The 2,368-nt window shown below is 72.3% G+C and carries 2 protein-coding genes; one reads left to right on the forward strand and one right to left on the reverse strand.

All coding sequences use genetic code 11. The features are described from left to right. Positions 1-914: YhdP family protein (locus AC27IO_RS22950; protein WP_498740966.1), on the reverse strand; the 914-nt coding region annotated here is incomplete at its 3' end. 102 nt (positions 915-1,016) lie between these two features. On the opposite strand from AC27IO_RS22950, the gene AC27IO_RS22955 reads away from it, so the two are divergent. After that, positions 1,017-2,368 (forward strand): [protein-PII] uridylyltransferase family protein (locus AC27IO_RS22955; protein ID WP_498740968.1); only part of this gene is annotated, 1,352 nt, incomplete at its 3' end.

A 2,368-nucleotide genomic window follows, 5' to 3' on the forward strand; every position in this document is an offset into this window, starting at 1 on the left:
GGCTCCAGCCCCCTCGCCCCAGGCGGGCGTTCACCCCCGGCCAGGGCCAGGTCGGCCGTGCCGCCGACGAACTGCCCGCGCTGGAAATCGACCCACGCGCGCAGCGCGCCGCGGCCCTCGGCCACCTGCACGCCGTCGATGTGGACATGGTGGCGCAGCCGGGACACGTCCACGCGCGAGAAATCGGCGAACAGCTGCCCCGTCCACTGCTGCCACGACCCGCCGTGCGTCGTCAGGAACGGCTGGCGGAACTGCCCGGTGAGCTTGAACCGGTCGCCCCACTGCGGCGGCGGCGTGGCCTCGATCCGCATGCCGTGGCGCCAGCCCCGGTTGCGCAGCAGCAGGTCCACCTGTCCCAGCGCCAGGGGCGGCTCCTGGCTTTGCTCGTCGGTCAGCCGCACGGTGCCGCCGCGCAGCACGACCTCGCTTTGCGAAAACAGCCAGTCGGCGCCCGCGCTGTCGCCGCCCGCGCTCTGGCGGAACGCCAGCCCGGCGATGAAGATGCGGCCGTCCGCCATGCGGCGCACGTCGAGTTCGGGGCGTTCGATGTACAGCTGCTCGAACCCCATGCGCAGCACCGAGCGCGGCGACAGCGACCCCACCACGCGCGGCAGCTTCAGGGCCTCGCGGCCCTGGGGGTCCAGCAGGGCGACGTCGTTCAGCTCGATGGTGGGCACCAGCCCTTCGGAGCGGGCCGACAGCGCACCGATGCGCACCGGTACCCCCAGCGCCCGTGTGGCATGGGCTTCCAGCTGCGGACGGAAGTCGCCGATACGCGGCACAATCCAGCCGTGAAGCACCCCCCAGGCGGCGGCCACCAGCAGCCAGAAGGCGATGAGCAGGCCCAGGGACCACCGCGCAAGACCTGCCAGGCATCGGAGCAGGCGTGAGGGGTTCGGTGGCTGTTCAATCATTGGTGGGTTGGGATGCGAAGGGAATTATGACCCGCGCCCGCTGTGCGGGTTCAGCATCAAACGGTGTCGTTATGTACGGTTTTCAGGCCCCGGGCCCTTGCTATGCCGCTGTCTTGCACTGACGTTCCAGAGATCCCCAGCGCCGCCGTCGACGGCCCGCTGGCGAGCCATTCCCGCTTCCACCAGCGGCTGCACCGGCGCTATGCCGACGCGTTCGCCGTGCTCCCGCCCGGCGCCCCCACGCGGGCCACCATGGCCGAGGCGCTGGCCGCCCTGCGGGCCCGCGGGCACGACACCGGCACGGCCCTGCGCATCCTGCGGCAGGTGGTGATGGAGCGGCTGGTGCGCCTCGATTGCGAACAGGGCGCACCGCTGGCCGACATCACGCGGGCCACCACCGAGCTGGCCGAACTGGCCCTGGACCAGGCCTGCGTGCAGGCCCGCGAAGCGCTCGACGCCCGCCACGGCGCCCCGCGCGGCCCCGAAGGCCAGCCGGTCGAGCTGTGGATCATCGGCATGGGCAAGCTGGGCGCGCGCGAGCTGAACGTGTCCAGCGACATCGACCTGATCTACGTGTACGAACACGACGGCGAGACCGCCGGCAACGCCGAGGGCCGCAACCGCATCTCCAACCACGAGTACTTCGGCCACGCCGTCAAGGCCATCTACGGCCTGATCGGCGACACCACCGAGCACGGCTTCGTCTTCCGGGTGGACCTGGCGCTGCGGCCCAACGGCAACTCCGGCCCGGCGGCCGTGTCGCTGGCCGCGCTGGAGGAATACCTGCAGGTGCAGGGCCGCGAATGGGAGCGTTTCGCCTGGCTCAAGAGCCGCGTGGTCGCGCCGCGCAGCAGCGTCATCGGCGAGCCGGTGCAGGCCCTGCGCGGGGTGGTGCTGCCCTTCGTCTTCCGGCGCTACCTGGACTACAGCGTGTTCGACGCGCTGCGCTCGCTGCACCGGCAGATCCGCGACCACGCCGCCAAGCGCAGCGCCGGCCACCCCGAGCGCGCCAACGACGTGAAGCTCTCGCGCGGCGGCATCCGCGAGATCGAATTCACCGTGCAGCTGCTGCAGGTGGTGCGCGGCGGGCAGTTCCCCGAGCTGCGCTGCCGCCCCACGCTGGAGGCGCTGCAGCGCATCGCGCGCGCCGGCCTCATGCCGCAGGAGACCGCCGAGGCGCTGGCCGCGGCCTACACCTTCCTGCGCCAGGTGGAGCACCGCATCCAGTACCTGGACGACCAGCAGACCCACGTGCTGCCCACGCGCGACGACGACCTGGCCTGGATCGCCCAGACCCTGGGCCTGGGCACCTGCGCCTTCCTGCACCAGCTCGATGCGCACCGCGAACTGGTGGCGCAGGAGTTCGACACGCTGCTGGGCGGCGCCGGCAAGAAGCAGTGCACCAAGGGCGGCTGCGGCGGCCCGCGCGCCGGCGCGCCCGCCGCGCCCGAGCT

The sequence above is a fragment of the Acidovorax sp. KNOB132 genome (assembly GCF_057541515.1).